At 60.7% G+C, this 26414-nt stretch carries 24 protein-coding genes; 10 read left to right on the top strand and 14 right to left on the bottom strand.

The genetic code is table 11. The features are described from left to right. Positions 1–408: 408 nt before the first annotated feature. From ACOVQ0_RS12320 to ACOVQ0_RS12305, 4 genes are all read left to right on the top strand, one after another. Entirely contained in the window at positions 409–2823 is a 2415-nt protein-coding gene (locus ACOVQ0_RS12320) for a TonB-dependent receptor (RefSeq protein ID WP_421884861.1), read from the top strand. Positions 2824–2833: 10 nt separating this feature from the next. Further along, positions 2834–4192, top strand: a complete 1359-nt coding sequence (locus ACOVQ0_RS12315) for an MFS transporter (protein WP_421884860.1) — start codon at positions 2834–2836, stop codon at positions 4190–4192. Positions 4193–4229: 37 nt separating this feature from the next. Next, a complete protein-coding gene (locus tag ACOVQ0_RS12310) occupies positions 4230–5183 on the top strand; it encodes a TauD/TfdA dioxygenase family protein (RefSeq protein WP_421884858.1) in 954 nt (317 codons plus the stop codon). 129 nt (positions 5184–5312) lie between these two features. Then, positions 5313–6191 carry a TIGR00730 family Rossman fold protein gene (locus ACOVQ0_RS12305; RefSeq protein ID WP_421884856.1) on the top strand — a complete coding sequence of 293 codons (879 nt, stop codon included), beginning with the start codon at positions 5313–5315 and terminating at the stop codon, positions 6189–6191. Positions 6192–6207: 16 nt separating this feature from the next. On the opposite strand, the gene thiD is transcribed toward ACOVQ0_RS12305, so the two are convergent. The 3 genes from thiD to glmM are packed head-to-tail and all read right to left on the bottom strand — an operon-like array spanning position 6208 to position 8518. Then, positions 6208–6954, bottom strand: a complete 747-nt coding sequence (gene thiD, locus ACOVQ0_RS12300) for a bifunctional hydroxymethylpyrimidine kinase/phosphomethylpyrimidine kinase (RefSeq protein WP_421884854.1) — start codon at positions 6952–6954, stop codon at positions 6208–6210. Position 6955: 1 nt separating this feature from the next. Then, positions 6956–7180, bottom strand: coding sequence for a DUF1272 domain-containing protein (locus ACOVQ0_RS12295; RefSeq protein ID WP_421884852.1), 225 nt, complete (start codon positions 7178–7180; stop codon positions 6956–6958). Then, entirely contained in the window at positions 7181–8518 is a 1338-nt protein-coding gene (gene glmM, locus ACOVQ0_RS12290) for a phosphoglucosamine mutase (protein WP_421884850.1), read from the bottom strand. Positions 8519–8644: 126 nt separating this feature from the next. Between glmM and ACOVQ0_RS12285 the strand changes: the two genes are divergently transcribed. Beyond that, positions 8645–9901, top strand: coding sequence for a dicarboxylate/amino acid:cation symporter (locus ACOVQ0_RS12285; RefSeq protein WP_421884849.1), 1257 nt, complete (start codon positions 8645–8647; stop codon positions 9899–9901). A 124-nt stretch (positions 9902–10025) separates the two neighbouring features. Then, a complete protein-coding gene (locus tag ACOVQ0_RS12280) occupies positions 10026–10640 on the top strand; it encodes a superoxide dismutase (RefSeq protein ID WP_421884847.1) in 615 nt (204 codons plus the stop codon). Here the strand turns inward: ACOVQ0_RS12280 and ACOVQ0_RS12275 are convergent. From ACOVQ0_RS12275 to ACOVQ0_RS12265, 3 genes are all read right to left on the bottom strand, one after another. Continuing rightward, positions 10628–11797 (bottom strand): AI-2E family transporter, encoded by a 1170-nt coding sequence (locus ACOVQ0_RS12275; RefSeq protein WP_421884845.1) that lies wholly within the window; start codon positions 11795–11797, stop codon positions 10628–10630. The genes ACOVQ0_RS12280 and ACOVQ0_RS12275 overlap by 13 nt on opposite strands. A 142-nt stretch (positions 11798–11939) precedes the next feature. Further along, a complete protein-coding gene (locus tag ACOVQ0_RS12270; RefSeq protein WP_421884843.1) occupies positions 11940–12554 on the bottom strand; it encodes a sigma-70 family RNA polymerase sigma factor in 615 nt (204 codons plus the stop codon). Further along, complete coding sequence (locus ACOVQ0_RS12265) at positions 12547–12771, bottom strand: NepR family anti-sigma factor (RefSeq protein WP_421884842.1); 225 nt, start codon at positions 12769–12771, stop codon at positions 12547–12549. The genes ACOVQ0_RS12270 and ACOVQ0_RS12265 overlap by 8 nt, the downstream gene beginning before the upstream one ends. A gap of 276 nt (positions 12772–13047) precedes the next feature. Between ACOVQ0_RS12265 and ACOVQ0_RS12260 the strand changes: the two genes are divergently transcribed. Beyond that, positions 13048–14748, top strand: coding sequence for a CHASE domain-containing protein (locus tag ACOVQ0_RS12260; protein WP_421884840.1), 1701 nt, complete (start codon positions 13048–13050; stop codon positions 14746–14748). 58 nt (positions 14749–14806) lie between these two features. Here the strand turns inward: ACOVQ0_RS12260 and ACOVQ0_RS12255 are convergent, their stop codons facing one another. Together ACOVQ0_RS12255 and ACOVQ0_RS12250 are read right to left on the bottom strand one after the other, a co-directional pair. Further along, complete coding sequence (locus ACOVQ0_RS12255) at positions 14807–15601, bottom strand: response regulator (RefSeq protein ID WP_421884838.1); 795 nt, start codon at positions 15599–15601, stop codon at positions 14807–14809. Positions 15602–15683: 82 nt separating this feature from the next. Further along, complete coding sequence (locus ACOVQ0_RS12250; protein WP_421884836.1) at positions 15684–16022, bottom strand: response regulator; 339 nt, start codon at positions 16020–16022, stop codon at positions 15684–15686. Between the two features lie 268 nt (positions 16023–16290). Between ACOVQ0_RS12250 and ACOVQ0_RS12245 the strand changes: the two genes are divergently transcribed. Next, positions 16291–16992: a Crp/Fnr family transcriptional regulator gene (locus tag ACOVQ0_RS12245; protein ID WP_421884834.1), complete on the top strand. Its 702-nt coding sequence runs from the start codon at positions 16291–16293 to the stop codon at positions 16990–16992. Positions 16993–17261: 269 nt separating this feature from the next. Here the strand turns inward: ACOVQ0_RS12245 and ACOVQ0_RS12240 are convergent, their stop codons facing one another. Next, complete coding sequence (locus tag ACOVQ0_RS12240) at positions 17262–18419, bottom strand: N-acetyltransferase (protein WP_421884832.1); 1158 nt, start codon at positions 18417–18419, stop codon at positions 17262–17264. A 153-nt stretch (positions 18420–18572) separates the two neighbouring features. Here ACOVQ0_RS12240 and ACOVQ0_RS12235 point away from each other — a divergent pair, with 153 nt between their 5' ends. Continuing rightward, positions 18573–19667, top strand: coding sequence for a fatty acid desaturase family protein (locus tag ACOVQ0_RS12235; protein ID WP_421884830.1), 1095 nt, complete (start codon positions 18573–18575; stop codon positions 19665–19667). A gap of 22 nt (positions 19668–19689) precedes the next feature. On the opposite strand, the gene lptG is transcribed toward ACOVQ0_RS12235, so the two are convergent. Together lptG and lptF are read right to left on the bottom strand one after the other, a co-directional pair. After that, entirely contained in the window at positions 19690–20790 is a 1101-nt protein-coding gene (gene lptG, locus ACOVQ0_RS12230; protein WP_421884828.1) for an LPS export ABC transporter permease LptG, read from the bottom strand. Beyond that, positions 20780–22021, bottom strand: a complete 1242-nt coding sequence (gene lptF / locus ACOVQ0_RS12225) for an LPS export ABC transporter permease LptF (protein ID WP_421884826.1) — start codon at positions 22019–22021, stop codon at positions 20780–20782. Before lptF ends, lptG begins: the two co-directional genes overlap by 11 nt. 220 nt (positions 22022–22241) lie before the next feature. Between lptF and ACOVQ0_RS12220 the strand changes: the two genes are divergently transcribed. After that, entirely contained in the window at positions 22242–22682 is a 441-nt protein-coding gene (locus ACOVQ0_RS12220; protein ID WP_421884824.1) for a hypothetical protein, read from the top strand. Between the two features lie 27 nt (positions 22683–22709). Here ACOVQ0_RS12220 and clpS read toward each other — a convergent pair whose 3' ends face one another. From clpS to ACOVQ0_RS12205, 3 genes are all read right to left on the bottom strand, one after another. Continuing rightward, positions 22710–23090 (bottom strand): ATP-dependent Clp protease adapter ClpS, encoded by a 381-nt coding sequence (gene clpS, locus ACOVQ0_RS12215; protein ID WP_240950314.1) that lies wholly within the window; start codon positions 23088–23090, stop codon positions 22710–22712. A gap of 166 nt (positions 23091–23256) precedes the next feature. Continuing rightward, complete coding sequence (gene phaP, locus ACOVQ0_RS12210) at positions 23257–24138, bottom strand: TIGR01841 family phasin (RefSeq protein ID WP_421884822.1); 882 nt, start codon at positions 24136–24138, stop codon at positions 23257–23259. Between the two features lie 144 nt (positions 24139–24282). Further along, the gene (locus tag ACOVQ0_RS12205; protein ID WP_421884820.1) at positions 24283–26151 is read right to left on the bottom strand and encodes a PHA/PHB synthase family protein; all 1869 of its coding nucleotides are present in this window, start codon (positions 26149–26151) and stop codon (positions 24283–24285) included. Positions 26152–26414: the final 263 nt, after the last annotated feature.

Raw genomic sequence — 26414 nt, 5'->3', positions numbered from 1 at the left:
ACCGCTAAAGCGCGCGATGCTGGGGCGACGGCGCCAGGCATCGTGTTCCCCTCCACGAAGAGGTGATACGATGCAGACCATGATGATGCACGCCTGACGCGCAAGCCTGCCGGACAACGATAGTGTTTCTGCCACCCTGACCAGGCGCGGGAACCGTCTTCCGGCTCTCAAATCATAACGCCAGTTCGGCGCGGCTCCTTGCGGGTCGTCGCCCGGAGGAATGCGTCATGCGACCGCTTACCAGCTCCGATCTTACGGAACTGGCTCGGTATCCCGCGTCTTTGCAGCAGACCATCGTTGCCCTTTGCGGCGTCGCCATTGGCGGCACCGAACGCGAGACCGTGCCCGTTCCCTCCAGCTTCAATCGACGCTTCAGCGCGACACAATTGGGTTCAGGGAAATAATGAAATGAACAGGGTTTTCTATTCGACGCATCGCCATCTCATCCATGCGGGCGTCGCGCTTGGCACGCTGCTGGGCGCAAGTTCCGCGCAAGGTGCCGATGTCGTTACTGCCAACGCGGCGTCGCTTGCTGCGGTTGCTGAAGGTGCGGCCGACGAGGGCGGCGAGGCCATTGTGGTCACCGCATCTCGCCGCCGTGACGAGGACGTGCAGGACGTGCCTGTGGCGATCAGCGTGATCAGCAGCGCGGCACTGGAAAAGCGCGGGGATTTTACGCTGGGTCAGATCCAGCAACAAGTGCCGAGCCTGCAGGTCTTCAGTTTCAATCCGCGCAATACCAATATCAACATTCGCGGCCTCGGCTCGAACGTGGCGCTGACCAACGACGGGCTGGAGAACGGTGTCGGCTTCTATATCGACAACGTTTACTTCGGCCGCGTCGGCCTTTCGCAGTTCGATCTGGTCGATCTGCAAAGCATCGAGGTGCTGCGCGGGCCGCAGGGCACGCTGTTCGGCAAGAACACCACTTCGGGCGTCATCAACATTACATCGCGCAAGCCGGGCTTCGCGCCGGAGCTTTCGGCTGAGGCGAGCCTCGGCAACTATGGCTTCCGGCAGATACGCGCCTCCGCTTCAACCGGGATCGTGCCCGATCTGCTGGCGGTGCGCCTGTCCGGGGCGATCAGCGGGAACGATGGCTTCCTGTTCAACAAGACCACCAATCGCCGCGCGCAGAACTACCGTAACGAAAGCGTGCGCGGACAACTGCTGTTCACGCCGCATCCCGATCTTGAAGTGCGGATCATCGGTGATTACGCAACTCAGGAACAGGACCACGTACTGTCGGTCTTTGCCGGTCTTCACACGACGTATGCCGATGGCACGACCATCGCCAACAACTTTGCCCAGCGCGCTGCGCGCTTTCCCGGCTATGCGCTGCCGAGTTTCCGCCCGTTCGACCGCATTGGCGAGGCCGACAGCCATTATCAATCGAACATGGAGGGCTATGGCGTCTCGGGAGAGGTCAACTGGGACTTCGGCAACGCGGCGCTGACATCGATCACTGCCTATCGTTGGTGGGACTGGAACCCGGCCAACGATGGTGACAGCACATCATTGCCGATCACCACCAAGGCGCAGCAGGCCAATCGCCAGCGGCAGTTCAGCCAGGAACTGCGTCTCGCCTCGAAAGGCAACCGCACGGTCGATTACGTCATTGGAGCTTACTATTTCTGGCAGATCGTCAAGGGGTATGGCGCGACGCGCTATGGCCCGGCGGCGGCGCTGTGGAATTTGCCAACCGCCAACCAGACGATCGCCAATGCCGCGCTTGATGGCTTCGAGGCCAATTCGACCTCGACACCGGAGACACGCACCTTTGCCCTGTTCGGGCAGACGGACTGGCATTTGTCCGACGTTCTGACGCTGACTACCGGTTTGCGCTGGACTCATGAGAAGAAGGCGGGCGCGTTCAACCAGTTCTGGGTAGATGGGGCAGACCTTTCGGTTTTCAGCCCGGCGCAGATCACTGCGATCAACGCGATCCGCACGCAGTTCAACCCGGTCACCAGTTTCTCGACACGTTTCAGCGAGAACAACCTTTCGGGCCTTGTCACGCTGAACTGGAAGGTTTCGCCTGACGCGAATGTCTATGCGAGCTATTCGCGCGGCAACAAGTCAGGCGGCTTGAATCTTACGGCGCTGCCGTTGGGGATTGCGCCAGAAGTTGCCCCGGAAAAGGTCGATGCCTTCGAACTGGGCTTCAAGTCCCAGTTCCTTGATCGCCGAGCCACGTTCAATGCTGCAGCGTTCTGGACGGAAATCCGCGATTATCAGACCGCGATCACCGAACAGGTGCCGAACACGGTCAATGTCCGGCAATATATCGCGAACATCCCCAAAGTCCGTTCGCGCGGTGTCGAAGGTGATCTGGCCTTCACCGCCAGCGATCATCTCTCTTTCACCGCATCTGCCAGCTATACCGACGCTAAATACGTCGAGTATCGCAACGCCCCGCAGGCGGTGGAAAACCTCAACCTCGGCGGCATTCAGGATCTTTCGGGCAAGCCGCTTTCGGGCGTGCCGAAATTCGCATGGTCGGTGGGGGCAGACGCCAGCGCGCCGCTGGGCGATCTCGGCGGGCGCGCCTTGAACCTCTACGCCCATGCCGATTACGCGCACCGGTCCAGCTTCAACACTTCGGCCACCAACTCGGCATGGGCGCAAGTGCCGGGCTTCGGCATCGCCAATGCGCGGTTTGGGCTGAAGACCGAAGACGGTTTGTGGGACCTTTCGGTCTGGGCGCGCAACCTGTTCGACAAGGACTATTTCCTCAACCTCTCTGCCGCGAACACTGGCGTGGTTACTGCTCAGGCGGGCGAGCCGCGCACTTACGGTGTCACGCTGCGGACCCGGCTGTGAGTTTCCGGCAATGACCACACGAACCCAAAGCCAGTCGACTGCCAGTTTCCATCGTCTCGCGGCGATCTACGTGCCCGTCACGGCAGCGGCGCAACCGGTCGTAGCATGGCTCCCTGCCATCTTCGCGCGGGACTATGGCGTGTCGCTAACGCTTGTCGGTACGCTTTACCTCGCAGGCCAGTTGCTCAATTGCGCGCTCGATCCGGTGGTCGGTGCGCTGAGCGACAGGACGCAGAGCCGCTTTGGTCGTCGCCGCCCCTGGATCGCCGGTGGTGGGGTGCTGTTTGTCGCCGGCAGCGCGATGCTGTTCTTCCCGCCACCCGATCTAGGGGCTGGTTGGCTGGCGGTGGCGCTATCGGCCTATTATGCGGGCCTGGCCCTGCTCTCTACGCCGCTATTGGCGTGGAGCGGAGAGCTGGCACCGGATTATCATGATCGTACCCGCGCTGCGTCGGTCTTTACCCTGTGGCAGTCGGTCGCGCTGGTCGGCGCTCTTGGCCTCGCCGCTCTGGCTCAGCATTTGCGCCCCGGCGATGGTCAGTTGCAGCTTACCCTGTTTGGCCTGCTGGTGCTGGTTGCCGCCATCCCGGCATTGTGGCTCACCCTGTCGAACCGCGACGATGGCCTGCCCTCGCTGGTGGCTACCCCGCTGACGCCCACCGCCGCATTGCGTGCCGTGTTCGGCAACCCGTTGCTGCTGCGTGTGCTGGTTTCTGACGCGGCGGTTCGGGCAGGGCAGGGCATCCGCACCACGCTGCTGCTGTTCTACGTCACTTTCTATCTTGGTCGACCGGAATGGGGGGCAGGCCTGTTCCTGTTCCAATATGCTTTCGGGATATTGTCCGCCCCGATCTGGCAGCGCATCGGTGTGCGGCTGGGCAAGCGCAACGCGGCGATACTGGCCGAAGTGCTGCAGGCGCTGATCAACCTCGGCCTGATTTTGACTACGCCCGACAGGTTCTGGCTGGTTCTTGCGCTGGCCTTCGCACAGGGCCTCACGCAAGGGTCGGGGAATATCATGTTGCGGTCGATGGTGGCCGATGTTGCCGACAAGCAGCGCGCCGAAACCGGCGAGGAACGCGCCGGACTGTATTACTCGATCTTTGCGTTGGCAGACAAACTGGGCGGCGCGCTGGCCGCAGGCATCGCCCTGCCGCTGATCGCATGGTTCGGGTTCGATCCGAAGTCTGCCGTCAATTCACCGCAAGCGCTGGACGGATTGCTGCTGGTCTTCGCGATCGGCCCGGCGCTGGCCCACGCCATTTCCGCTGCTGTCATCATGGGTTTCTCGCTCGATGCCGATCAGCACCACGCCATTCGCCTCCGCCTGAATTCCGCAGCCGATCCTGCGCTCCAGCCGGCCGAATAATGACCCGATAAACCCCATCTTCAAAGGAGCATCATCCATGACTGCCATCACCACTTATGCCAATGCCAAAGACCCGAACTCCCCTCTTGATGTTGTGCCGATCACCGGCACGATCGGTGCGGAAATCCGGGGTGTCACGCTTTCTGGCGATGTTGATGCTGCCACCGTTCAGGCGATCAAGGATGCGGTTGTTCGCCACAAAGTGGTGTTCTTCCGTGGCCAGAAGGAATTGGACGACGCACGCCACGAAGGTTTCGCCTCGCTGTTTGGCGATCCGGTGGCGCACCCGACAGTGCCTGTGGCCGAAGGTTCGCGCTACCTGCTCGAACTCGACAGCAAGGAAGGTTACGCCGCTTCAAGCTGGCATACCGATGTAACGTTCGTCGATGCCTATCCCAAAGGATCGATCCTGCGTGCGATCACCATTCCCGAAGCAGGCGGCGATACTGTTTGGGCCAACGGCGAAACCGCCTATGAATCGCTGCCCGAAACGCTGCGCCAACTGGTGAACAACCTCTGGGCCGTCCACACCAATCTCTATGACTATGCGGCGGTGCTTTCGAACGCACCCAAGGGCGATGCGGCGGAGAAGGAGCGTCAGCTTTTCCAGAAGAACGTCTTCGCCTCGACGGTTTATGAAACCGAACATCCAGTGGTGCGTGTCCATCCTGTATCGGGCCAGCGCAGCCTTCTGCTCGGCCATTTCGTCAAGCAGTTCGTGGGGCTGAGCCAGGCGGACTCCTCACGCCTGTTCCAGATATTGCAGGACCACATCACACGTCCCGAAAACGTCGTGCGCTGGCGCTGGCAGCCAGGTGATGTGGCGTTCTGGGACAACCAATCCACGCAGCATCGCGCGGTTGCCGATTTCGGCCTGCAGCGCCGCACCCTGCGCCGCGCGACGATCGCCGGTGAGGTGCCGGTGGGTATCGACGGTCGTCGCAGCCGCACGGTGCGAAAGGAAAAGGCCGTAGAATACCAGCCTGCCTGAGGGCGGGCAGCGGGGCGGCGCCTTCATCGCCACCCCGCCCATATTCGCCCATATTTCGAATTGAGGCCATCATGTGTCCGGCGTTTCTGCCTCTTGCGCTTTTTGCCTTCCGGCCCGACTTAGATCGGCATGACAGAAGAAGAAAAGCAGCACGAGCTGACCAAGCGCAAGTTCTACAAGGCCGAGCAGGAAGCCGGCTTCGTCGAGAACCACCCGAAGACCACGCCCCAGCAGCAGGACCCGGCCTACCGGCTGGCCTTCCGGGACACTGATTTCCTTCTGCGTGAGGAATTGCGGCCCGTGCGGTTCCAGTTGGAACTGATGAAGCCGGAAATGCTGCTCGATGAAGCGAACATCGGCTCCACGCTGGTTATGTACGGGTCCGCGCGCATCCCTTCGCCTGAAATGGCCGACGCGGCGCTCAACACCGCCACCACCCCTGAACGGCAGGCTGTGGTCGAACGGCTTGTGGCCAAGGCGAAGTATTACGAAGAAGCGCGCCGTCTTGCCGAAATCGCCAGCTCATGCGGCGTGGTGGAGGATGGTAAACGCCAGTTCGTCGTGTGTTCGGGCGGTGGGCCTTCGATCATGGAAGCGGCCAATCGCGGGGCGCATGAAGCAGGGGCGGAATCCATCGGGCTGAACATCGTTCTCCCGCACGAACAGGCGCCCAACAGCTATGTCACGCCGAACCTGTCGTTCCAGTTCCACTACTTCGCGCTCAGGAAGATGCACTTCCTGCTGCGGGCACGCGCGGTGGCGGTCTTTCCGGGCGGATTCGGCACATTCGACGAGTTCTTCGAGCTGCTTACCCTGATCCAGACCGGCAAGATGCAGCCCATCCCGATCCTGCTGTTCGGCAAGGATTTCTGGAATCGCGTGGTGAATTTCGAGGCTTTGGCCGAAGAAGGCGTGATCAACTTCGACGATATCAAGCTGTTCACACCGGTCGAAACCGCAGACGATGCGTGGGCGCATATCGTGAAGTTCTACGATCTCGACTGCTAGGTCCTGACATTAAGGTTCAGCGCACCGCCTGATGACCCAGCGGCCCATGCCCGGCACCTAACCCCGGTGCCGCAAGCATGGCTGCGCGGACAAATTCGCGCGCATCCTCAACGGCTTCGACCACGGATGCGCCAGACGCGAGGAACGTGGCAATCGCGCTCGACATCGTGCAGCCCGTGCCGTGGGTATGGCGGGTGACGATACGTGGCGCGGTCCATTCGCGGTCCGGTTCGCCCGGCACGATCAGGCGGTCGATCACTTCCGGCCCATCAGCGTCACCGCCCTTGGCAACATAGGCAACATTGCGCGCGCGCATCGCCGTATCGCCGCCAAGTGCGTGCAGTTCGGGCACGTTCGGGGTGGTGAGCGTGGCGATGGCCATCAGCCGCTCAAAGGCCGCAATCGTCGCCGTATCGGCCAGCGCTGCGCCGCTGGTGGATATCATCACCGGATCGAACACGATCGGCACGTTCAGCTTTTCAAGCCTGTCCGCCACCACGCGTGCAATTTCGGGCGAGCCGAGCATCCCGATTTTCACAGCATCGACGCCGATATCGTTCACGCAGGCATCGATCTGCGCGGCGACCATTGCCGGATCAATCGGAAGAACCGCGTGAACGCCAGTGGTGTCCTGCGCGGTCAGGGCGCAGATGGCGGTCATGGCATAACCGCCAAGGACGGTTATCGTCTTGATATCGGCCTGAATTCCCGCGCCGCCGCCGGAATCGGAACCTGCAATCGAAAGGACGCGGGGCGGCTGCATATCAGCCTTTGAACTTGCGCACGACCGATGGCGGATGCTTGGCGTGCAAGGCCTTGGCACGGGCCGGGCGGTCCATCAGTTCGCCGCCACAATTAGGGCAGCGGTCGTCGAGATCGTCGGCGCATTCGGCGCAGAAGGTGCATTCGAACGAACAGATGAACGCGCCGGGAGCCTCCGCTGGAAGATCGGTGCCGCAGCGTTCACAATCGGGCCGCATTTCAAGCATTTAACTGGCCTTCCGCACGGCGTTGCAGATGTCATCCACCACCGCTTCAACCTCAGTCGCATCGTCGCCCTCGGCCATTACGCGGATCAGGGGTTCGGTCCCGGACGGGCGGATGACGAGACGGCCCTTGCCGGCAAGGCGAGCTTCGGCTTCGGCAATGGCCTGCTTTACCGCCTTGTCTTCCAAGGGTTTTCCGCCGGAGAAACGGACGTTCTTGAGCAGCTGCGGCACAGGATCGAAACAGTGCAGAAGTTCGCTGGCAGGCTTTCCGCCCGAAACCAGCGCGGCGAGGACCTGCAGCGCGGCGACCGTGCCGTCTCCGGTCGTCGCGTGATCGGTCAGGATCATGTGCCCCGACTGTTCGCCGCCCACGTTGAAACCACCTGCCTTCATGCGCTCCAGAACGTAGCGGTCCCCCACCGCAGTGCGCTCCAGGTGCAGGTTATGTGCATTTAGGTGTCGTTCAAGACCGAGGTTGGACATGACCGTTGCAACCACGCCACCGCCGCGCAATTCGCCGCGTGCGTGGAGTTGCGTGCCGATCAGCGCCATGATCTGATCGCCGTCCACCGTCTGGCTCTTTTCGTCCACCACGATCAGCCGGTCGGCATCGCCATCCAGCGCAATGCCGATATCGGCGCGGGTTTCGCGCACCTTGGCCTTGATCGCATCGAGGTGAGTGGAGCCGACGTTCAGGTTGATGTTCTTGCCATTGGGTTCGACTCCCATAGCGATCACTTCCGCGCCCAATTCCCACAGCGCCGAAGGGGTGACATGGTACGCCGCGCCATTGGCGCAATCGAGCACGATGCGCAGGCCATCAAGGCGCACATTGTCAGGCAGGCTGGCCTTCACTGCATGGATATAGCGGCCTCGTGCGTCTTCGATACGGCGGGCGCGGCCAACCTGCGTGGCATCCGCGAGTTCGAGTTCCTGCTCCAGCAGGGCTTCGATCGCCAGTTCCGCTTCGTCCGAAAGCTTGTAGCCATCGGGACCGAACAGTTTGATGCCGTTATCCTCGAAAGGATTGTGACTGGCGGAGATCATCACGCCAAGGTCTGCGCGCATCGAGCGGGTGAGCATCGCGACGGCGGGCGTGGGCATCGGCCCGAGCAGCACCACGTCCATGCCAACCGAGGTGAACCCGGCGGTCATGGCCGATTCCATCATGTAGCCGGAAAGGCGTGTGTCCTTGCCGATGACGACGCGGTGGCGGTGATCCCCGCGCTGGAAATACGTGCCCGCTGCCTGCCCGACTTTCATCGCGGTGGCGGCGGTCATCACGCCGGCATTGGTCCGGCCCCGGATGCCATCGGTGCCGAAGAACTTGCGTGCCATCGAACGGCTATTCCCTTATCCAATGCGCCCTATTGCAGGTGCGCACGTTGCCATGCCGTGTGACATAGCTAATGTCACCTCAACATGACCTTACCGCCTTCCGAAAATTCATCCAACCCGGCTCCAATGAGCTTGCCCCCGATTGCGCAGGTGCCCGCGGCATGGACGTTCCTGGGCCTGTTGGGTGGGCTGGGCGGAGGGCTGGCGGTTGCATTTGCAGCGCCATCCGTGCTGCCACTGGTTCAGACATGGGTGCAGCCGGTGGGCGAGATGTGGCTGCGTGCGCTTCAGGCGACCATCGTCCCGCTGGTCGCGGCGCTGCTGTTTACCGGTGTGACGCAGACCTTGGCGACGGCGAGCGCGGGGGCGCTGTCACGGCGGAGCCTTGGGCTGTTTCTTGCCGTTCTGGCCTTCAGCGCCAGCATGTCGCTGATCGTCACGCCTGCACTCATCGGGCTGTTTCCGATACCGGGCGAGGCGGGCGAGGCCTTGCGCCAGACGCTTGTCGGCAAGGATGCAGGGCCAGTGCCCGGGATTGCCGATTTCCTGCGCTCCATCGTGCCGACCAACGTGCTGGATGCAGCCGCGAACGACCGGATGCTGCCGCTGATCCTGTTCATGGCGGTGTTTGCGCTGGCGGTTTCGCGGTTGGCCGCATCGCAACGGGAGTTGATGACGATGTTCTTCGCCGCGCTGGCCTCTGCCATGCTGGTCATCATCGGCTGGGTGCTGGCGCTGGCCCCGCTGGGCGTTTTCGCGTTGAGCCTTGCCGTGGCGGCGCAAAGCGGCACTGCGGTTATCGGCGCGCTGGCGCATTATATCCTGATCGTCGTCCTGACCGGATCGGTGGTGATGGTTGCCGGATATGGCGTGGCAGTTGCCATTGCACGTAAACCGCTGGGCGCATTTGCCCGCGCGCTGGTTCCGGTGCAGGCCTTTGCCCTGTCCACGCAATCCTCGCTCGCATCGCTGCCTGCGATGCTGGGGGCGTGCCGCCAATTGGGGGTTCGTGAGACGACCGCCGAATTCGTGATGCCGCTGGCGGTGGCGCTGTTCCGCGCGACCAGCCCGGCGATGAACTTGGCGGTCGCAGTCTATGTCGCGCATCTTTACGGTGTGACGCTCACGCCGCTGGCGATGATTGCTGGCTTCACCGTGGCGGTCCTCGTTTCCCTGAGTTCGGTCAGCCTGCCCGGTTCGATCAGCTTCGTGGCATCGGTTGGCCCGATTGCGATCGCGATGGGCGTGCCGGTAGAGCCGCTGGCGCTGTTGGTGGCGGTGGAAGTGCTGCCTGATCTCATGCGCACGCTGGGGAATGTGACGATGGATGTGGCCGTAACGGCGGCGGTTGATCGTAGGGACAGCACCGCAACTTTCCGATAACTGCAACTGGTGCTTCGAAAAAATCAACTGGGTTTTGCGGTGCAATGCCTTGCCGCAAGGCAACCAATGCGCATTTGCCGCGTTGATCTGCTTTGCAGATTTTCACCGAAGGACGTTGATTGATATGGCGATTACCCTGCCTCCGCTGCCCTATGACGATACTGCGTTGGAACCGACCATTTCGGCCACCACGCTGCAGACTCATCATGGCAAGCACCACAAGGCCTATGTCGACAAGACCAACGCTGCCACCGAAGGCACCGACCTTGCTGACGCAAGCCTTGAAGAGATCATTGCCGCTGCCGAAGCGAAGGGCGACAAGGGCCTGTTCAACAACTCTGCGCAAAGCTGGAATCACGCATTCTACTGGAACAGCATGACGGCGGATAAGACTGCGCCAAACAGCGAAATCGCTGCGGCCATCGACGCTGCCTATGGCTCGCTCGACAAGCTGGAAGCCGAACTGGCAGCGCAGGGTGCAGCGCATTTTGCTTCGGGTTGGGTCTGGCTGGTGGCTAAGGATGGCAAACTCGCCGTCGAACAGACGCACGATGCCGCGACGTTTGCCAACAGCGATTCAAAACCGCTGCTGGTGATCGATCTGTGGGAACACGCCTATTACCTCGATCACAAGAACCTGCGCCCGGACTACCTCAAGGCGGTGATCGAAAAGCACCTGAACTGGGATTTCGCGGCAGACAATCTGGCGCGTGAAGGCAACTGGACCTACCCCGCCTGATCTTGCGCAACCGGGTCGGCATTCGTCACCGGGGCGAGCCGACCCGGTTCGAACAGGGCCTCACCAAAAAGGAAGCCGATCACATTGGGGCGACCTACGTGATCGAACAGTGCAGTCAGGATCAACAGGATCGGCACTGACAGCAAGGCACCCAGAACGCCCCAAATCCATGAGAAGTAACTGATGGAAATCAGGATCATTACAGGATTGAGCGTAAAGCGCGCGCCGAGGATCGTTGGCGTGACGACGTTCGATTCGATGGCGTGAAGGGCAAGGTAGGCCATCACCGGGATCAACCCGATCAGAACGCTTGATGCAGTCCCCAAGCCGAACAATGCAAGCAAGCCCATCAACGCCAACGGCCCGAGATAGGGCAGAAAATTGAGCGCGAAGGCGAGGCCGCCCCACATGACCGGTGCGGTCAATCCAAAGCTCCATGCCCCGATGGCGACGAGCACACCGACGCCGAAATTCACTTGCGCCACGGTGAGGATATATCCGGCCACCCGCTCTTGCACATCGCGCAGCACGCGGCCCAGACGGATCGAAGCGTGCGTGGGGGGCAGGGATTTGCGCGCGCGCCGTTCCATACGGATGCGCGATCCAATCATGAAGAACGTCATCAGCAAGGTCAGCAGGACTTCAAGGATAACGCTGGGCGTAGCGAATGCGACCTGTTCGATCACCGACGGGGTGGCCACGATAACTTCGCGCGTAGCGGCGCGCCCGGTTATGCGCGCAAGTTGGCGGTTGATATCTGCGATCCACGAAAGATCCCCGCGCAATTCGGCAAAGCGGCGGGCCACTTCGCGCGCAAGCGAGGGCACCTGATCCACCATGACGAACGCGGGTTGGAGGATCAGTGTCAGCGCCATAAGCACGACTGCAATCAATGCAAGGATCGCCACAAGCGAGGATAGCATCGCCGGAAGACCGAAACGATATAGCCGACCTGCCAAGGGCGAAAGCAGAATGGCAAAGACCATCGCCGTAACCGGTGGCAGGAACACCACCGAGCCGATCGACAGGACAAATGGCAAGGCAAGGAACAATCCCAGCCCCAACAGCAGCACTATGGCAGATTGCAGTCGTGCCCGGCGATCTGCAGGGTCATCCGCGTCAGCCGTTTGCAGTTCGGGCGAGGATGGCTGGTTCACCGGGGTGCCTGTTCAAAATGGCTTGTTAATGCGGCACTATTTCACCCCAAGCCATCGTCATTCAAGAGGCTGGTTTGGGATGGAGAGTTTTTTAGATCAAGCGTTCGACTGCGGCGACGGAAATGTTTCGGCCTCCGCCTTATCAGAGGCGGTTGCCGTCGCGCACAGTATCTTCAAGTTCACCCATGATCGCCGCGTGGGCGACAGCATCTTCCGTACTCCGACGTGGTATCTGCCCATCTTCGATCATTTGCGAAAGCGCGGCGCGAGCGCGTCCTACGCGGCTTTTGATCGTGCCTACGGCGCAACCGCAAATCTGTGCCGCTTCTTCATAACTGAAGCCGCCTGCCCCGACCAGAAGCAGCGCTTCGCGACGTTCCGGGGGAAGGGTGAGCAATGCGCGGTGCATATCAGACAGATGCATTGGTCCTTCCTGCGCTGCCGGAGCAACGAGAATGCGCTCAGCGACCGTCTCGTCGTAGTCTGCACGGAACCGGTTGCGACGCATATCGGTGAGATAAGCATTGCGCAAAATGACGAATGTCCATGCTCGCATGGAGGTGCCCGGCTCGAACCGTTCCTGCGCAGCCCATGCTTTCAGCAGAGCTTCTTGCACCAGATCGTCTGCCAGATCGGGCCGTCCGCAAAGACCGCGTGCGAAAGCACGCAAATGCGGGATCACGCCTGTCAATTCACGCTTGAACGCCGCAGGGTTGCTGGCTGGACGCGGTGCCTTGTCGACATCAGCCTCAGCCATTGGACGGATCGTCCAGTTTTTCGAGGAGTTGTGCGAACGAGTCAGGCAGAGGCTCGTCCAGGACGGAATCGTACAGCCGTTTGAGGCCATCCGCCCACTCCGGCGGCTGCGACTTGCTGCCTTTCCGCCGTGGTTGACCGGGATTCATCGGATTTTCTTTCGACATTCGCTCTGTCAACGCCTCCCCCTCCAGGGATAGAACCAAAAAGACCGCCAAGGCGCGGCAGATGCGCTTGCTACAGGGTGTCGTCCAGACGTTCCAGTCGGATGGCTACGCACCGCCAACCAGATGCCTTAACGACAGTAGTTTGCATGAGGAACGATATGGGGGCCGGTCGGTTCCCATATCGCGCCTGTTGCATCGGCATTTCCTTTGCCAGTCAAAAGGTGCAATGGATTAGGGCATTCGTCGGTGGGCATGGCTTCCTTGACACACGCTTGGTCAGGATATCGCTGCTTTGGCATCGGAACAGGGAAGGGTCGGTAACACGCGATGGAGAAGCTTCTTGCCCAGAAGAAGCTCACCCCCCGATGGTACGAACGTTTTCCGCGTGGAGTTCCTGTAGGAATTTTCACGCTGACGATGGCGGTCACCGTGCTCAGCGTTTTTGCGATCGAGAGGGCGGAGGATCAGCGCAAAGGTGCGCAGATCGCGCAAATCGCGCAGGAAGTCGCTTCGGGGATTGAGCGCAGGTCCAATGCGAATGCGGCCTATCTGCGGTCAAGCGCGGCGCTTTTTGCCACGCAGCAGATAGTCGAAGCCCCGCTGTTCCGCACGTTCATCCGTCAGCTCCATCTTGATGGCAGCTATGTCGGTTCGGATGGGATCGGCTGGGCGATGAAAGTTCGCCGTGCCGATATCCCCACGATAGAAGCGATCATGCGCAGTGGCGGGGTGCAGGATTTCACCGTGCGTTGGGCACCGGGCGGCGAACAATCGCAGGTCGTGCCGGTCATGTTCATCGAACCGGATTCGCAGCGGAATCGCCGTGCCATCGGGTTCGACATGTTTTCGGAAAGCACGCGCCGAACAGCGATGACTGCTGCTGAGCGCACGGGCCAGCCAACCGCAACCGGTACTGTGGTTCTGCAGCAGGAAGGGTCTGCTTCGGGCCCTCCCGGTTTTCTGGTCTTTATGCCTGTATTCGCGATTGCTCCGGGTGAGCAGGAGCGCAAGCTCAGAGGTTTTGTCTATTCACCGTTCAATGCGCAGCGTTTTCTCGAATCTTCAGTCGATGAAAGTCATCTGGAGGGCGCAGGGGTCCGCCTTTTCGATCGGGTGGAGGTGGGCAGCCAAGCCGTTCTGAAGCCAATGGCTGCGATCGACCCCGAAAACGATTCAGGCGAAGTGGTGCGAAGACCTCTGGACATTGCCGGACATCGCTTCGTACTCGAAATCGAGGCGCCGGCAACGCCGATGCTTTCGATGATTTCGGTGATGACCTTGCTGTTCGGCCTGTTGGTAGCGACCCTGCTGCTGGTGCTGGCGCGATTGCTGACGCAACAGGCAGCAGAAGACAGGATAGCGCTGGCGTGGTTCGAACAGCAATCCTCGATCCGCAACTCGCTGACGCGCGAACTGAATCACCGGGTGAAGAACACGCTGGCCAACGTGCTGTCGATCATTTCACTCACGCGGAGGCGCGCAACCAATCTTGGCGAATTTGCCGATAGCCTTGAGGGTCGCATCCGCGCGCTTTCGGCAACCCATGATCTGCTCACCCAGTCTGACTGGGGCACGACACCGGTATCGCTCGTGGTGCAGGCGGAACTTGCACCCTATGCGCAGGACCAGCAGCGCCATCTGGAGATGGGCGGGCCAGATGTGGAACTGGCACCCAACGACGCGCTTTCGCTGGGCCTTGCGGTGCACGAATTGGCTACCAATGCTGCCAAGTATGGCGCGCTGAGCGTCGAAAATGGCCGCGTTTCGATCCGGTGGGAAATGGCGGGTGAGGACGTGGCGCGGATCGTATGGATCGAGCGAGGCGGCCCGCCGATTGATACCGAATTACGCCGCAAGCGCGGCTTTGGCACCGAACTGATCGAAAAGATTGTGGCACATGAATTGCGCAATCCGGTGGACTTGCGGTTCGAAACGGAAGGTGTGCGCTGCACGTTGCTGATTCCTGTGCGCCGCCGAGGCGATTTTGCCATCCGTCAGGGTCGCCTTACGGAACCAGCCTCTGTCTGAAACAAAAAGGGCGCTGAACCTGTCAGCGCCCCTTGTTTGAAAAGCGGATGGCGGCCGTTCAGAGCGGACGGCTCGATCCGAAGAACAGCGCTTGGCTGATTGCCGTGCGAACGGTTTGTTCCTGAAAAGGCTTGGTGATCAGATAGGTCGGCTCAGGCCGATCCCCGGTCAACAGGCGTTCGGGATAGGCGGTAATGAATATGACAGGCACCGAACCGAGCTTCAGGATATCGTCTACCGCATCAAGGCCTGAACTGCCGTCCGCCAGCTGGATATCGGCAAGAACAAGGCCGGGCTGTTCACGCTGCACGATTTCGAGAGCCTGCGTGCGCGTGGCGGCCATTCCACAAACGTCGTGGCCCAGCGACCGCACCAGATCCTCAAGTTGCATAGAGATCAGCGGCTCGTCCTCAATGATCAGAACCGAGGTTGCGGATTCACCATCGATTTCGGCAATGGCATCCTGCACCAGCAGTTCAACATCGGCAGGATCGCGGCCCATGATATAGGCCGTCTCGTCAATGCTGAAATCTTCCAGTGTGGTGAGCAGAAGTGCCTGCCGGTTGGCAGGTGTCATCGCGGCGAGCCGTTCCTGCGCAGCGGCTTCATGCTGTTCGAGGATTCCGGGCGCACGATCAGCCGTTTCGACGTGAGCGGTCGACCAGACGCGATTGAAAACGTGATAAAGTTGCGGGCGGCCTTCACCGATACGCGCACGCAAGTCTTCGTCCACCAGTGCTGCCTCAAGTGTGGCGCGGACGAAGGAATCGCCAGCCGACTGGCTTCCCGTCAGCGCGCGCGCATAACGGCGCAGATAGGGCAATTGATTGGCAACCTTGGAACCCAGAGACATTCGCACCCCTTCCCGGTCAGTAACGTGCGGCTCAAACGCGCGAAACAAGCATCCGGTTCCCGGCGGGAACCCGACCAGTTTCTTATACCTTGGTTAAAGATGCAACGACCCAATCGCAAAGAAGGTCCGGCGACGCAGGCTTTTGAAATTGTGCGGCAAAGGCGTGGCTTGGGGGCACGGCTTCAGCATCGAAGGCCGAACTGAATGCCACAGCGCAACCCTGATCGTACAACTGGCGGGCCAAATCGAGCGTGTTGCCATCTGGCAATTGGAGGTCAAGCAGCGCGGCACGGGGTGCGCGCTGCGCCACAAGGCTTGTCGCCGCAGTCAGGGTCGTAGCCACTGCCACATCCATGCCCCGGTCGATCAAGGCGTCCTCGATCGCCATCGCGACCAGAATGCTGTCTTCGACGACAAGCACCAGCGGGTTGCAAGATTGCCCTTGTTCCAGAAAATTCCCCACACCAGAAGACTATCGTCGGCGATTCAAGGGCCGGACCTAGTGCACATGTCGGGAACAAACGCTGTCATTTGACATAGCACAGGTGCGTGCGGCGTGTTTGGGCGGCGTGCACGCAGTGCGGGCAGGAGGAGGGATTGTGGCAAGAGACGACGAGCAGACCGTAGGTGATCGCAGGGATCAGGGGCAGCTTGTGCGCAATGGGGGCCAACGGTGTTTGGAATGTCCGTTGGAACGGCTGCCTGGCCTGCATCAGCCTTTATCCGATGTAAGGCGGTGGATCGCTGCGTTCCGCGAAGGCGAAATGCGGTTCGCGCGGGGCGAGCAGGTATGGGCGCAGGGAACCCGCCCACCGTATCTTTTTACCGTCCTGTCGGGCGTGCTCATGCGCACGCGGCTGCTTGAGGATGGGCGGCGTCAGATCGTGAACTTCATGTTTCCCGGCGATTTTCTGGGGTTGCAGGGCGCGCTTGATGGCGAGATGAGTCATTCGGTCGAGGCGATGACCAATGTGACGCTATGTGCTTTTGCGCGCGGCCGGTTTTTCGAACTTGCCTCGCAGCAGCCTCAGTTGTCGTTCGATCTGACCTGGTTGGCCGCCCATGAAGAGGCGGCGCTGGAAGAGCATATCGTATCGCTGGGGCAGCGAAACGCGCGTGAGCGGATGGTTGCGCTGGCGGTTTTCTTGGTGCAGCGAGGCATCGATACAGGGCTTGCGCCGGGCGGCGTGCTGCAATTAACCGTCACCCAGGGCCAGATCGCGGATATGCTGGGACTTTCACTGGTCCATACCAATCGCAGTCTGCAAGCGCTGCGGCGCCTCGGTCTGGTGGACTGGACGCTCACATCGATCCGCATTCCCGACATGGCAGAGGCCCGTCGGTTTGCTCGGCTGGACACCCCATCGTCCAAGCCTCGGCCCTATATTTAATCACCTTTAATCGAAGAGATTTTCCTAATCATTGAAAAATAAGGAAAACATTTTTGATTTTTGCGGGAACCGGTTCGGCAGATCGCACGTTTAGCCCATGTCACCGCCGAGACCCCCCCTCCCGTCCAAGCGGCTGGTGATACGATCCCGAAAGGTCCCCGATGGAAACGTCGGGGACCTTTTTTCGGAGATCAGCCCCGACCGCGCAGCCCCGACCGTACAGGAATGCGCGATCGGGGTTTCTCTTGGCGGGGTTTCTTTAGGGACGCTCAGAGAGCCTTCTCGTAGATCACGTAAGACTTGTTGATCTGGCTGTTGATGGCTTCGGCAATCGCATTCATTCCCTGATTGTCGTCCAGGATCCAGCCAATCTCGGCGCGGGTCGAGCCATAGTTTTTCACTGAGGTGCGGCGGATCGATTCGATCATCATGAAGGCCAGTTGGCTGGCAAGGCGCGACGATTGCAGGCGTTTGCGCACGCCCATCAGCGGCACGCGCATCGTCCGCACCTTGGGGTTGCGCAACCATAGCAGGAGCTTCGCCCAGTTGAACGGGAACAGGCTGCCGCCCATCGGTTTCAGTTTCTCGTTCAGATCGGGCAGCGTCATCATGAAGGCCACCGGCTCGCCCTCATACTCGGCGATCATGATCAGGTCTTCGCGCACGATCGGCTTGAACTTCTTGCCGGCATAAAGGATTTCAGCATCGCTGAACGGCACGAAGCCCCAGTTGTCTGACCAGGCATCGTTCAGGATGTCGAGGATCAGCGCCGCTTCCTGTTCGAACTTTGATTTATCGACCTTGCGGATGCGGATCTTGGCGTTCTTCTCGCCCGACTGGACGATCCGCTGGATCAGTGGCGGAAATTCGTTGGTGATATCCAGATCAAAGCAGTTCAGCACCTTGGCGGGCTGATAGTCCAAGGCATTGATATAGTCGTCATAGCGCTTGGGCTGATGACCCATCATTACCGTGGGCGGATGGTCGAAGCCCTTCACCAACTGGCCCGGCTCTTCCCAAATCGACATTGACAGTGGCGCAAGCACGCGGGTCATGCCCTTGGCGCGCAACCACTCCTCTGCCGTGCCGATCAGCGCCTGCGCTACGGCTTCATCCTCGGCTTCCAGCAGGCCCCAGTTGCCTGTGCCCGGTCCCATGCCCTGTGACGGGTCCATCGCCACAGCCAGCAGATCGATGTGCGCGGAAATCCGGCCAACCACGGTCCCGGCGCGACGGGCAAGGAAAAGCTGCACTTCGGCATGTTCGAAAAACGGGTTCTTACCCGGCGTGATCAGCTCTTCTGCTTCCATCCGCAGGGGTGGCACCCAGTTCGGATCATCTGCATTCAGCCGATAGGCAAGATCCACGAATGCTTTCCGGTCTGCCTTGCCGGAAACGGGAGTGATGATTATTTCGCCTTGGGCCACGATCTTGCCTTTGTTTGCGGGTAAGCGGGGTATGATGGTCGGACTGCGGTCCGGCTCGTCAAATTGTCAAGCCGGTGGCGCAGTGTGGGGGCGCCGCGTGGTGTAAAAAGCTGGTTTCAACCGGCAGATACGGGTCATACTGGAATTTGTGGCATGATTGCGACCGATACGCTCGAACCTGCTGCTGCGCCCATCAAGGCAGCGGCATCGCTCCCGCCGGGCTTGGCCGGCACCCCTGACGACAAGGAAATGCTCCGCGCTGCGGTCGATCTGACGCGCGATATCGCGGTGGCGCGCCCTGACATCTACTGGCCCGACATGCTGGTTTCCGCTGCGCTTGGCTATGCCGCGCTGGCAGGTGCGATCCTGCTGGAAAATCCGGTGCTTGCCGCGCTTTCAGGCGTTGTCTCGGCACTGGCGCTCTATCGCGCACTGCTGTTCATTCACGAACTGACGCACATTCACAAAACCGCACTGCCGGGTTTCCGCTTTGCCTGGAACCTCATCGTCGGCATTCCGATGATGATCCCTTCGCTGATGTACGAAGGCGTCCACACGCTGCACCACGCCCGGACCCGCTATGGCACGGCGGAAGACCCCGAATATCTGCCGCTGGCTCTGATGAAGCCGTGGTCATTGCCTGTCTTCGCGCTGTCGGCACTTCTGCTGCCGATCGGTCTGCTGATCCGTTCGGCAGTGCTGGTGCCGCTCGGCGCGGTTATCCCGCCGCTGCGCAAGCTGGTGTGGGAACGCGCCTCGTCGCTTTCGATCAACCCCGATTTCCGCCGTCGCCCACCAGAGGGTGATTTCGCGCGCATGGTGTTCTGGCAGGAACTGGGTGCGTCGGCATGGGCGATCTTCCTCGTCTGGTGGAGCGCGACGCATTCGTGGCGGCCTCTGCTCATCGGCCTTGCCGTGATCTCGCTAACCGCCGTGCTCAACCAGATTCGCACGCTGGTCGCGCATCTGTGGGAGAATGAGGGCGAGGCGATGACCGTGACGGGCCAGTATCTCGATTCGGTCAACGTGCCGCCGCCTGCTGCGCTTGCGCCGTTCTGGGCACCGGTTGGTCTGCGCTACCATGCGCTGCATCACCTTCTGCCGTCGATGCCATATCACTCGCTGGCAGAAGCGCACCGCCGACTGCAAAAGCATCTGGGGCTGGATTCGACCTATGAGAAAGCAAACTACGTCGGCCTGATGCCGCTGGTCGGCCGGCTCGCGCGCAGCACGATGATGCCGCGTTGAACCTGCACGATCCGCGCCGGGCTTATTCCTCGGTGCGGATCAGCACGGTTTCGCCGATCAGCAGGAACAGCACGAACGGCGCCCATGCCGCCAGAAACGGTGGGTATGCGCCGAAATTGCCCATTGCCAACGCGGCATTGTCGAACACGAAATAGGCAAATCCCAGCGCCATGCCGATGACGGCACGCACGAACAGGTGGCCGGATCGCGCAAGCCCGAACGCGGCCACCGCACCCAGCAGCGGCATCAGCAGGGCCGAAAGCGGGCCGGACAGCTTGTGCCACCACTTGCCTTCCAGTTCGGTGGTCCGAAAACCCGCTTCGCGGATGGCGGAAAGCGATGTGTTCAATTGCGTCAGCGATTCCGCATCGGCATCCACCCGGCTGATCAGCACCTGCACCGGTTCAACCGACTTGGCATAGACCTCATCCCGGCCAAGCGCCGATTTGCGCGCGCTTTGCACGTCGAACAGCACGGGCGAGCGGAACGTCCAGCCCGGATTGGCGTAGGCAGCCGAAGGCGCGGTGACGATCTCGGTGACCATCCCGGTCGGGTCGCGTCGATACCAGCTTACCCCGGTCATATGCATGGCCTTGCCTTCACCAGCCACGACACGGGCGAAGAGGATGTTCGGCCCGTCCTGCAGCCAGACGTTGGCCTTCGTGCCGGATTCCTGCGGGATCGGGCCATATTCCACGTTCTGCCATGCCTTCAGCGTAGAGGTCGATCGCGTGACCACCCGTTCGTTGAAGCCGAATGTCACCGCCGATGTTACCGCTGCCACCAGAAACAGCGGCGCCAGAACCTGATGTGCTGAAAGCCCGGCGGCCTTCATTGCGATGACCTCGCTGTTCTGGTTCAGCGTCATCAGCGTGATGATCGTGGCCAGCAGCACGGAATAGGGCAGGAACCGGCTGATCAACTGGGGTATCCGCAACGAGACGTAAGTGAGCAATTCACCCTGTCCATTGCCCGGCGCGGCCAGCACTTTGCCACTCTCGCTCAACAGGTCGAGCATTTGCAGCACCAGCACCAGCATGAGCAGCACGGCAACTATACGCACCGCAAACATCCTGGCGATGTAGAGCGCCAGCGTGCGCGACGGGAAGAACTCAAGCTGCATGGGCGGCCTCATCGTCCTGCGTGCGAACTTCATCCGGCAGGGGCTTGCGGTCGAACAGCTTGCGCACCGCGCGAGCGAGCTTGCCGAACACCGTTTCCAGCGCACCGATAGGCTGGCCACCCGGAACATAGGCGATGCGCCAGTACATCCACAGGATCAGCGCCGCGAACACCACGAACGGTCCCCACAGGGCCAGAACGGGGTCGATCCGGCCAAGGCTCGCCACATCCTGCCCGTACTGGTTCACCTTGTGATAGGCCACGACCATCACGATCGACAGGAAAACGCCAAGCGCCGATGTGGATCGCTTGGGCGGTACGGCCAAGGCTACGGCCAGCAGCGGCAGCAGGAACATCATCACCACTTCGACGATGCGGTAATTGAAGCTGGCCTGCGATTGCACGCGCACTTCTTCAGAATAGCGGTCATTCCACCCGATCTGCAGGAGTTCAGGCAGGAAATACTCCCGATCCGCATCGCCGCGTTGGCGGAACTGTTCGATCTTGGGCAAATCGATGGGCAGGTCGTGACTGGCAAAAGTCAGCACGCGCGGCGATGCGATGCCCGGTCCGTCCTGCACGATCTGGCCGTCGGTCAGCCTCAGGATCACCGTGTCGGGGCTTTCACGGTTGGCAAAGAAGCGGCCTTCGCGCGCCGAAATGACCATGACCTGCCCGTTGCCGGTTTGCAGACGGGCGAATATGCCGCGCAGGTCGCGCCCTTCATCGCGGCTGGAATCAACGCGCAGCGCCGTGCGATCCTGCAGTGAGTTGAACTCGCCCACCTTGATAGAGGCGCCCAGCGCGCCAGAACGAAGTTCGAACTGCAACTGTTCGTAATAGTACCGTGATAGCGGCTGAAGATAGCTGACGATCAGCAGGTTCAGCGCGGCAAGGCCAATAGCGAACATGTAAGGCACGCGCAGCAGGCGGGTATAGGACAGGCCCACCGCGCGCATCACGTCGAGTTCCGAACTCGTCGCCAGTTTGCGGAATGCGAAAAGGATGCCCAGCATCAGCCCCAGCGGGATCGCGAGACTGGCATATTCGGGCAGCAGATTGGCCAACATCTTGAACACGACGCTGACTGGTCCGCCTTCCGTTGCCACGAAATCGAACAGCTTCAACATCTTGTCGAGAATGAGCAAGGATGCGGCCAGCACGAATACCGACAGCATCGGCACGAACACGAGCCGGGCGATATAGCGGTCGGTAGCGGTGAGGAATTTCACGGAAGCGTTACCATGCGATCGGTGGACTGTCTGACGGTTTGAGGTTCCGCAATGCTACGTGAACCGGTCGTGAGCGATGCCAAGGCCTAGCCGCAACTGGTGGGGTGGGGAAGGGAAAAGGCGTTCAGCTCGGCGTGACATAACTAAAGTTATAGAAATGGTCCCGGTAGAGTTGTAGGTGCCATCGCGCCGAGGGTGCGATGGCTGGGAGACGAGGACCGTGACGCGGGGGAAAGAACGAGGCGTGTGGTGGAACCGTCCGGCAGATGGCCGATCTGATCCCGAAAGGCTGCAGGCAATGGCCGACTGGTGTGAAACGCTGGCGCCGACCGATCAGGGCATAGGGTTCAGAAGAGCAATCGAAGAGCTTGATTTCGGAGCCGGCGCAGACCCTGCGATGCAGCATGTGGCCAAGCAGTGGATCGCGCTGCTGGCCGATTCGGGCGCGTTCGAAAGCGCTGCGATCGCCATGATCCCGCGTAGCGCGATCTACACCTGCGGTCGGTTGGCAGACTGCGAATTTGTGGCTGAGATCATGTTGCAGGATGGCCCGGCCGCATATTCCCGCGCCGCGCAAAGCCTGTCTATGGCACTGCTTGCTGCCTTGATGCGTGCGCTGGCGCTGCAAATGGCCACGGCGTGTATTTCAGAGCCGCATTGATCAGCTATCTGGATCAGCGCCCGCGGGTCAGGCCTTTTCCAGCGTGCACTGCAACGGGTGCTGATTCTGTCGGGCGAAATCCATGACCTGATTCACTTTGGTTTCGGCGATTTCATAGGGAAATATCCCGCAAACGCCCACGCCGCGCTGGTGAACGTGGAGCATCACCCGCGTCGCCTGTTCAAGATCCATATGGAAAAAGCGCTTGAGGACCATCACCACGAATTCCATCGGGGTGTAATCGTCATTCAGCATCAGCACTTTGAACTGGCTGGGCTTTTTGGGCTTGGCGCGAGTCTTGGTCGCGATGCCGACCTGATCGTCCCCACCCGGACCGCGCACATCGTCATCCTCTGCGCAGCGCAGCGGCTCGGACAGGTCCGGTCGGTCGAAACGGTCTGGGGTCATGATTGGGCGAATATCGCATTCACCGGCTTCATCCACAAGAGGGACGAATGGCCGGATTTTATAAGGATGACGAAAAGTTGCTTTGATAAGACAAAAGGACCGGACGGATGGCCCGTCCGATCCTTCGTGTCTTTTCAGGCAGCGCCGATGGCGCCGCCAATCAGGCTCAGGCGGCCTGCTTCATCTTTTCAACCGCGAGGCTGACGCGGGTCGAGATGGGCTGGAACGCTTCGTTGGCGAGCTTCAGCAGCGCTTCGCTGTTCTTCGAGCTGGCGGCAACCGCAGCGTCGAAGTTCTTGCGCATCAGCGCCGACTGCTTTTCAAAGAATTCGGTGGGCGACTTGACCGTGGTCAGATCCTTGACGTCGGCGGTCATGGTTTCGAAAACCGACTTGGTTTCCGCAACATAACCCTTGGTCATTTCCTGCAGGCCCGAAGCGAAAATCTTCGACGATTCGACGACGGCTTCGACGTTGCCCTTGGCGAACTCGCCAGCATCGCCAAATGCAGCCTGGCCCTTTTCAAGAGCGGCCTTGGCCTTGTCCTGCGCGTCCTTGAAAGCGGCAGACATCTTTTCGGTCATTTCGGTGGTGGTAGCCATTGCGAACAGTTCCTTTTTTGGCGCCGTCGTTGCTTTGGGGGCGGCGCTGATTTGCTTCACGCTGGGTGTGGCGGTGAAAGGACGCTTGCTCGCGGGCTTCACCGCAGGCACGGGTGCTGCCGCGACGGGCGGCTTTGCACGGCGTGCCTTGGTTACGGGCTTCTCGGCAGACTTGCGGACCGGCTTCGCCTTCGTCGGCTTTTCAACCGACTCGGGTTTTGCGGGTGCTGCCACGGTTTCTGCCGCCGGTGTATTTACGGTGGCGGCATCAACTATGGCGACCTTGGCCTTGCGCGCCTTTACCGGCTTGGCAGCTTCCTCGACAGCAGGCTGAAGAGGCGGCTGGGCAGGCTCGATCACAGCAATTTCAGGAACTTCCGGTGCCAGCACAGCTTCATCCACCTGCGGGGTGGGTTCGGCCAGACCGTCCTTTGTTTCATCAACCATCACTGCGACTCCTGCTCACCAAGGCAAACGGGACAGTCCCACGCGCCTTTGCTGCATTGCACAAAATAGGTATGTGCATCGCGATGTCAAGAAAATTGTGCAGTGCACAAAAACTGAAATGGCTTCAGATCGGACCTTGATCGATCAGCGGCTGCGGACGTAGCGGCCCGGTGCATCCTCGATCACCTTGTCGCCCTTGCCGCCGGGAACACGCTTGCCCTTGGCCGGAATGCGAGCGGGGCTTTGCTGGCGGATCCACTCGATCCAGTCCGGCCACCAACTTCCCTTGGTTTCTTCGGCCCCTGCGACGAATTCTTCAAGGCTGGCAGGCGTGCCGTGGTTCAGCCAGAACTGGTATTTCCCCGACGACGGCGGATTGACCACGCCTGCGATGTGGCCTGATCCTGCCAGCACAAATTTCCAGTCGCCCGACAGATGCCGCGTCAGCTTCCAAACGCTGTTCGGCGGTGCAATATGATCCTCGCGTCCGGCTTGGATATAGCACGGTGTTGCGATGCGGCGCAGATCGACTGGTGTATTGTCGACTGTAAGTGCATCGGGAATGACCAGCCGATTGTCGCGATAGAGGTCGCACAGATAGGCCTGATGCCATTTGCTTGGCAGATTTGTGGTATCGCCATTCCAGTGCAGCAGGTCGAACGCCGGGTAGCTTTCGCCCAGCAGGTAGTTGTTGACCACGTAGTTCCAGATCAGATCGGTCCCGCGCAGCGCGTTGAATGTCGCCGCCATGTACCGCCCATCAAGGTAGCCTTCGGTCGAGAGGCTGCCGAGCATCTTGAGCTGGCTGTCATCGATGAAATTCTTGAGTTCGCCAGCATCCTCGAAATCGACCTGCGCGGTAAAGAACGTGGCGCTGGCAACCTTCTCCGCCTCGCCCCGCCGCGCCAGCACGGCCAGCGTCGCGGCCAGCGTCGTACCTGCTACGCAATAGCCGATGGTGTGAACCGCAGGCACTTTCAGCCGGGCGCGGACCTGATCAATCGCTTCGATCTGCGACCGCACATAATCGTCCCACACCACCTCGGCCATCGAAGCGTCTGCCGATTTCCACGACACCACGAACACCGTCAGGCCTTGTTCCACCGCCCAGCGGATGAAGCTTTTCTGCGGGTTCAGATCGAGAATGTAGAAGCGGTTGATCCACGGTGGGAAGATCAGCAGCGGCGTCTCCAGCACCTCGTCGGTTGTGGGCGAATACTGGATCAACTGGAACATGGGCGTTTCATGCACGACCTTGCCCGGCGTCACTGCAATGTTGCGGCCCAGTTCGAAGGCGTTGGGATCGGTATGCGTCAACTGCCCCTTGCGCAGGTCATCCAGCAGGTGCTCCACGCCCTTCACCAGATTTTCACCGCGCGTTTCCATCGTCCGCTCGATCACCACCGGGTTGGTGAGGGGGAAATTTGCGGGCGATAGCGCATCGGTCACCACCTTGGTGGCAAAGCGCAACTGCTCCTTGCGTTCGGGCGAAAGGCCTTGCGTCTCCTCGGCCATCTGCTGCAACCGTTCGGCCAGCAGAAGGTAGGTCTGGTGGATCAGTGCGAAGGCGGGCTGTTCATGCCAGCGCTTGTCGGCAAAGCGGCGGTCCTTGCGGGGCAGGGCAGGGGTATCCTCCGGTGTTTTCTGGCCACCGGCGAACTGTCCCATCACCGCGCTCCACAACGCAACGCTTTCATTCCAGAGCTTTGCCTGCGTTTCGGCCTGCGCGATCGGCATCTGCCCGGCCATCGCCATCCACGTCTGCGTCCATTTGCCGATATCGCCCAGCCGCGCCAGCATCGGCTCGACATGGCCTGCCTGTTCTGCGCTGAAATCCAGCCACATCTTCTGCAGCTTTGCCGCCGACATGGCCCAGTGCTGCAATTCGGCGGGATCGGCGCTCAGCCCTTCCGCTCCCGGCACCAGTGGCGCGAACATCGCGCGCATCGCTTCGCCCTGCTGGCGAAACAGATCCTCGAACACGACCGAATCACTCACCGTCTTGTCCGTCATGCTTTTTCCCTGCCGTTACGTCCGGTCTGATTTCCTGAATCTATACACGCCATGTGACAGGTTGTTAGCCCTGAAGTCACAACCTTCGATCCAGCGACACCAGAGTTTCCACTTTCGGCCAATTCGCGTAAAGGCCAGTCAGCGGCGCTCCTGCCGCGTCTTTTGAACGAGTATTCAACCGTGGACGAAGAATTCTACCGCATGAAGCGCCTGCCGCCCTACGTCATTGCCGAAGTCAACGGCATGCGGGCCGCCGCGCGCGC

Source organism: Novosphingobium sp. (assembly GCF_049240505.1).
Classification (GTDB): Bacteria; Pseudomonadota; Alphaproteobacteria; order Sphingomonadales; family Sphingomonadaceae; genus Novosphingobium.
Note: the sequence above shows the minus strand (reverse complement) of the source record. Positions and strands in the feature narration are given on the sequence as shown.

What these genes read in the sequence shown, in the direction of transcription:
- glmM (WP_421884850.1), bottom strand. Translation starts at nt 8,518, where the DNA reads ATGGCACGCAAGTTCTTCGGCACCGATGGCATCCGGGGCCGGACCAAT.
- ACOVQ0_RS12320 (WP_421884861.1), top strand. Translation starts at nt 409, where the DNA reads ATGAACAGGGTTTTCTATTCGACGCATCGCCATCTCATCCATGCGGGC.
- thiD (WP_421884854.1), bottom strand. Translation starts at nt 6,954, where the DNA reads ATGCAGCCGCCCCGCGTCCTTTCGATTGCAGGTTCCGATTCCGGCGGC.
- ACOVQ0_RS12310 (WP_421884858.1), top strand. Translation starts at nt 4,230, where the DNA reads ATGACTGCCATCACCACTTATGCCAATGCCAAAGACCCGAACTCCCCT.
- ACOVQ0_RS12270 (WP_421884843.1), bottom strand. Translation starts at nt 12,554, where the DNA reads ATGGCTGAGGCTGATGTCGACAAGGCACCGCGTCCAGCCAGCAACCCT.
- ACOVQ0_RS12315 (WP_421884860.1), top strand. Translation starts at nt 2,834, where the DNA reads ATGACCACACGAACCCAAAGCCAGTCGACTGCCAGTTTCCATCGTCTC.
- ACOVQ0_RS12255 (WP_421884838.1), bottom strand. Translation starts at nt 15,601, where the DNA reads ATGTCTCTGGGTTCCAAGGTTGCCAATCAATTGCCCTATCTGCGCCGT.
- ACOVQ0_RS12235 (WP_421884830.1), top strand. Translation starts at nt 18,573, where the DNA reads ATGATTGCGACCGATACGCTCGAACCTGCTGCTGCGCCCATCAAGGCA.
- ACOVQ0_RS12260 (WP_421884840.1), top strand. Translation starts at nt 13,048, where the DNA reads ATGGAGAAGCTTCTTGCCCAGAAGAAGCTCACCCCCCGATGGTACGAA.
- ACOVQ0_RS12295 (WP_421884852.1), bottom strand. Translation starts at nt 7,180, where the DNA reads ATGCTTGAAATGCGGCCCGATTGTGAACGCTGCGGCACCGATCTTCCA.
- ACOVQ0_RS12205 (WP_421884820.1), bottom strand. Translation starts at nt 26,151, where the DNA reads ATGACGGACAAGACGGTGAGTGATTCGGTCGTGTTCGAGGATCTGTTT.
- lptG (WP_421884828.1), bottom strand. Translation starts at nt 20,790, where the DNA reads ATGCAGCTTGAGTTCTTCCCGTCGCGCACGCTGGCGCTCTACATCGCC.
- clpS (WP_240950314.1), bottom strand. Translation starts at nt 23,090, where the DNA reads ATGACCCCAGACCGTTTCGACCGACCGGACCTGTCCGAGCCGCTGCGC.
- ACOVQ0_RS12285 (WP_421884849.1), top strand. Translation starts at nt 8,645, where the DNA reads ATGAGCTTGCCCCCGATTGCGCAGGTGCCCGCGGCATGGACGTTCCTG.
- ACOVQ0_RS12305 (WP_421884856.1), top strand. Translation starts at nt 5,313, where the DNA reads ATGACAGAAGAAGAAAAGCAGCACGAGCTGACCAAGCGCAAGTTCTAC.
- ACOVQ0_RS12280 (WP_421884847.1), top strand. Translation starts at nt 10,026, where the DNA reads ATGGCGATTACCCTGCCTCCGCTGCCCTATGACGATACTGCGTTGGAA.
- phaP (WP_421884822.1), bottom strand. Translation starts at nt 24,138, where the DNA reads ATGGTTGATGAAACAAAGGACGGTCTGGCCGAACCCACCCCGCAGGTG.